This is a genomic window from Arthrobacter sp. 05N33_2, from assembly GCF_056397425.1.
In genome coordinates, this window is record NZ_JBFTNJ010000120.1 from 1 (window position 1) to 3,964 (window position 3,964).

At 68.5% G+C, this 3,964-nt stretch carries 4 protein-coding genes; 1 reads left to right on the forward strand and 3 read right to left on the reverse strand.

Annotation, left to right across the window (positions count from 1 at the left end):
- The first annotated feature begins 261 nt into the window (after window positions 1-261).
- A complete protein-coding gene (locus AC1DHX_RS20320) occupies window positions 262-1,137 on the forward strand; it encodes a GerMN domain-containing protein (RefSeq protein ID WP_476858442.1) in 876 nt (291 codons plus the stop codon).
- A 50-nt stretch (window positions 1,138-1,187) separates the two neighbouring features.
- Here AC1DHX_RS20320 and AC1DHX_RS20325 read toward each other — a convergent pair whose 3' ends face one another.
- The 3 genes from AC1DHX_RS20325 to AC1DHX_RS20335 all read right to left on the reverse strand — a co-directional run.
- A complete protein-coding gene (locus AC1DHX_RS20325) occupies window positions 1,188-1,976 on the reverse strand; it encodes a 16S rRNA (uracil(1498)-N(3))-methyltransferase (RefSeq protein WP_476849273.1) in 789 nt (262 codons plus the stop codon).
- A 2-nt stretch (window positions 1,977-1,978) separates the two neighbouring features.
- Window positions 1,979-3,109, reverse strand: a complete 1,131-nt coding sequence (dnaJ, locus tag AC1DHX_RS20330) for a molecular chaperone DnaJ (protein WP_028276700.1) — start codon at window positions 3,107-3,109, stop codon at window positions 1,979-1,981.
- A 92-nt stretch (window positions 3,110-3,201) separates the two neighbouring features.
- Window positions 3,202-3,964, reverse strand: a 763-nt coding sequence (locus AC1DHX_RS20335; protein ID WP_476900428.1) for an HrcA family transcriptional regulator, incomplete at its 5' end; no start/stop codon positions are given.

The window sequence follows — 3,964 nt, forward strand, 5'->3', positions numbered from 1 at the left end:
GTTCCGACGCCAGGGCCCAAACCCGGCTGCCGCGCCGCGCCCGTGTGCCATGCTGGAATCCGGCTGTCCCGGGATCGCCGGGCCGGTCTCCGGCCGGTGAGGGATGGGGCGGCCGTCGACGGCCGACGACGGCTACAAACGGATCATCACCGCGGAACGCGGGGCGTACGACGAAGGGACAGCGGCATCAGGAAGCGTGGAGTTCAGCAGCCATCGGCGGGGCGCGTCCGCCGCGTCGCGCTGGCGTTGGCGCTGCCTGCCGTGCTCGTCCTGTCCGGCTGCGTGGCGACGCCGCAGAGCGGCATCACGAATTCCAGCAGCCCATCAGAGCTCATTCCCGCCCCGGCGTCGGGCGCCCCCACCACGAGCGCACCGCTGGAGACTGCCCAGACGTCGAACAAGGCTCCGGTGTATTGGATCGGCCGTGGCAATGACAACGCGTTTCTCTACCGCGAGTTCCGCGACGTTCCGGATCAGGACAATCCCGTCACCCGCGCCCTGCGGGTCATGATGTCGCAGAAGCCACTGGACCCGGATTTTTTCACGCCCTGGCAAAATCCGAAGAAGCTGGCGACGTCGATTTCCGGCAAGAACGTCATCACGGTGGATGTCTCCGCTGATGCCTTCAACAGCAACGTGGATGCGGCCATGGCCGAGCGCGCCATCCAGCAGCTCGTCTACACGGCGACAGCTGCCGCGGCCAGCGCCGGCCTCATCGATGCCGGACAGCAGGTCCAGGTGGTTGTGCTGGTGGACGGTCACACCGACTACGTCGCCTTCAACCATGTCCGCCTGGGCGAGCCGACCTCCCGCAGCGCCGGGATGGTGGCACCAGTGTGGATCATTGATCCGCAGGAGGGCACGTCCGTGGCCGACGGTTCGGTCAAGATCAGCGGCCGCAGCACCGTCCAGGGCGGGAAGCTCCGCTGGGCGATCCTCAAGGTCGACGGCGACAACGCCAAGACCGCGTATCTCAACGGCAGCGCCACCGCCTCCGCCGATGCAGCCCGGCCCGGGCTGTTCACCTTGTCCGTGAACCTCGGCCCGGGCAATTACGAGGTCCGGGTGTCCCAGGTGGACGCATCCGACAGCGCCAAGGAAGTATTCCAGGACACCCGCGGGTTCACGGTCAAGTAGCCGTCACCTCAACAAGGCATCACGTCACCTGCGGCGGCGGCTGCCGCAGGTCACCAGCGGCCGAGGATGTCACTGGCCAGCACAGTGGCGGCGGGCCCGGCCGTGGACGAACGCAGCACATGGTGCCCCAAAAGGGCCGTAACTGCGCCGGCGTCGCAAAGCCGGGTCACCTCCCGCGGGCTGATGCCGCCTTCCGGACCCACGATCAGCAGGACCTCACGGGATCCGGCATCATCTGCCACAACATCGCCGGGCCCAACACTTTCCAGCCAGGCCTCGAGTACCTGCCGCAGCGGGCGCACGGCGTCTTCGTGCAGGATGACGGCGAGGTCTGCCGCCGTTACGGCCGCCTGCAACCCGGCGCCGTCGACGGCGGCCCGGACCTCGGGAATCCATGCCCGGCGCGCCTGTTTGGCGGCTGCCGTCACCACCGACTGCCACTTGGCATGCGCCTTCGCGGCCCGCTCAGCCTTCCACCGCACAATGGACCGCTCGGCCTGCCAGGGAATGACGGCGTCGATGCCCAACTCGGTCGCGGTCTCGGCCGCCAGTTCATCGCGGTCGCCCTTCGCCAGGGCCTGGACCAGGACCAGCCGTGTTCCTGGCCGTGGTTCCTCAGCCAGGTCCACGCATTCGACGCTCAGCTCCCCGGCAGCGACGGCTGTCACGGTGCCGGTCAGGCGCTTGCCTGCGCCGTCCGCGATGTCGACCGCTTCGCCGACGCCGATCCGTTTGACGGTGACGGCGTGGCGGGCCTCGGTTCCCTCGAGGACGAAGGCCGAGCCGGGGACCTGCTGGTCCAGGGTGCCTGGGGCGGTGAAGAAGACCGGGTTACTCACCGCTACAGGTTACCGAGCCGGTCCCGCAGTTTGGCGAAGACGCCRCCGCTGGCCGCAAGCTTTCCTTCCGTGAGGTGCTCGCCACGGTGCTTGGCCAGCTGGCGGAGAAGTTCCTCCTGGACGTGATCGAGCTTGACCGGTGTTTCCACCTGCAGGTGCACCTTCAGATCGCCGCGGCCGTGGCCGCGCAGGTGCGTGACGCCAAGACCGCGAAGGGTGATGATCTCGCCGGACTGGGTGCCGGCCTTGACGTCGATCTCCTGCTGTCCGTCGAAGGTGTCGAGGGATATTTCGGTGCCGAGGGCGGCCGCCGTCATGGGAATGTTGAGGCTCGCGTGCAGGTCATCGCCCTCGCGCACGTAAGTGGCGTCGTTGTTGACCCTGATCTCCACGTACAGGTCCCCGGCGGGGCCGCCGGCAGGGCCGGCCTCGCCCTGGCCGGACAGCTGGATGCGGGTGCCGGTGGCCACGCCGGCCGGGACCTTGACGGTCAGCGAGCGGCGGCTGCGGATCCGGCCCTGGCCGCTGCATTCGTTGCACGGGTCCTTGATGACGGTGCCGAAGCCCTCGCAAGACCCGCAGGGGGCGGACGTCATGACCTGGCCCAGGATGGACCGCACGGCGCGCTGGACCTGACCGCTGCCGCCACAGATGTCGCAGCGGACCGGGTGGGTGCCCTCCCGGCAGCAGGATCCCTCGCAGGTGGGGCAGATGACGGCCGTGTCGACCTCGAGCTTTTTGTTCACGCCGAACACCGCATCGCGGAGGTCGATCCGGACGCTGATCAGCGCGTCCTGGCCGCGGCGGACCCGGGACGCCGGGCCGCCCTGGCCGCCACCGGCGCCGAAGAAGGTCTCGAAGATGTCCTGGAAGGCGAAGCCCTGGCCCGAGTAGCTGCCGCCGCCGAACCCGTTGTCGGTGCCGTTCTCGTTGCCGGTGGTGTCATAGACCCGGCGCTTCTGCGGATCGGAGAGGACCTCGTAGGCGTGCGTGACGGCCTTGAACCTGTCCGAGGCGTCCTCCCCGGGGTTCACGTCCGGGTGCAGGGTCCGGGCCAGTTTCCGGTAGGCCTTCTTGATCTCCTCCCCCGATGCGTCGCGGGAGACTCCAAGAACGTCGTAGTGGCTGCTCAAAGTGTGTATCTCTTCCTTGTTGTACTGCCTGTGGGGTACTGCCTGTGGGGCACTGCCTGTGGGGCAAGAAGTCGTTTTCGGTCCCGGGCCTGTCAGGGCCCCAGGATCCTCGAAAGGTAGCGGGCCACCGCTCGGACGGCGGCCATGGTGGTGGGATAGTCCATCCGGGTGGGCCCAAGCACTCCGACCTTGGCCGTGGCGTCCGGCCCGTAGGCGGTGGCCACGACCGAGGCCTCGGCGAGACCGTCGTAGGGGTTTTCCCGGCCGATGCTGACGGTCACGCCGCGCGGGTCTTCGGCCATTTCGCTGAGCAGGCGGAGCATGACCACCTGTTCCTCGAGGGCCTCCAGCACGGGGCCGATGCTGAGCGGGAAGTCCACATTGGAGCGGGCCAGGTTGGCGGTGCCGGCCATGACCATGCGCTCTTCACGGCTGCTCGTGGCCAGGGCCTCAAGGCCGCGGGCCAGCGCCTGGGCTGCTCCGCGCCGCGCGGGCGGGCCACCGGCAACGACGGCGGGCAGCAGCTGCGGCATCAGGCTCAGCGGCGTACCGGAGAGGCTGGCCAGAAAGCTGCTCCGCAATTCCGACAGCGCGTCGTCGGGAATGTCCTGCCCGACGTCGATCACGCGCTGCTCCACCTTGCCGGTGTCAGCGATCAGAACAGCCAGCACTTTCCTGGGCGCCAGCAGCACGAACTCAATGTGCCGCACCCGGGCGCGGCYGAGCAGCGGATACTGCACGACGGCGACCTGGTTGGTCAGGTGCGAGAGGAGCCTCACGGTCCGGTCAAGGATGTCGTCAAGGTCCTCGGATCCTTCCAGCAGCGCCTGAATGGCCCGACGCTCGGCCTGGGAC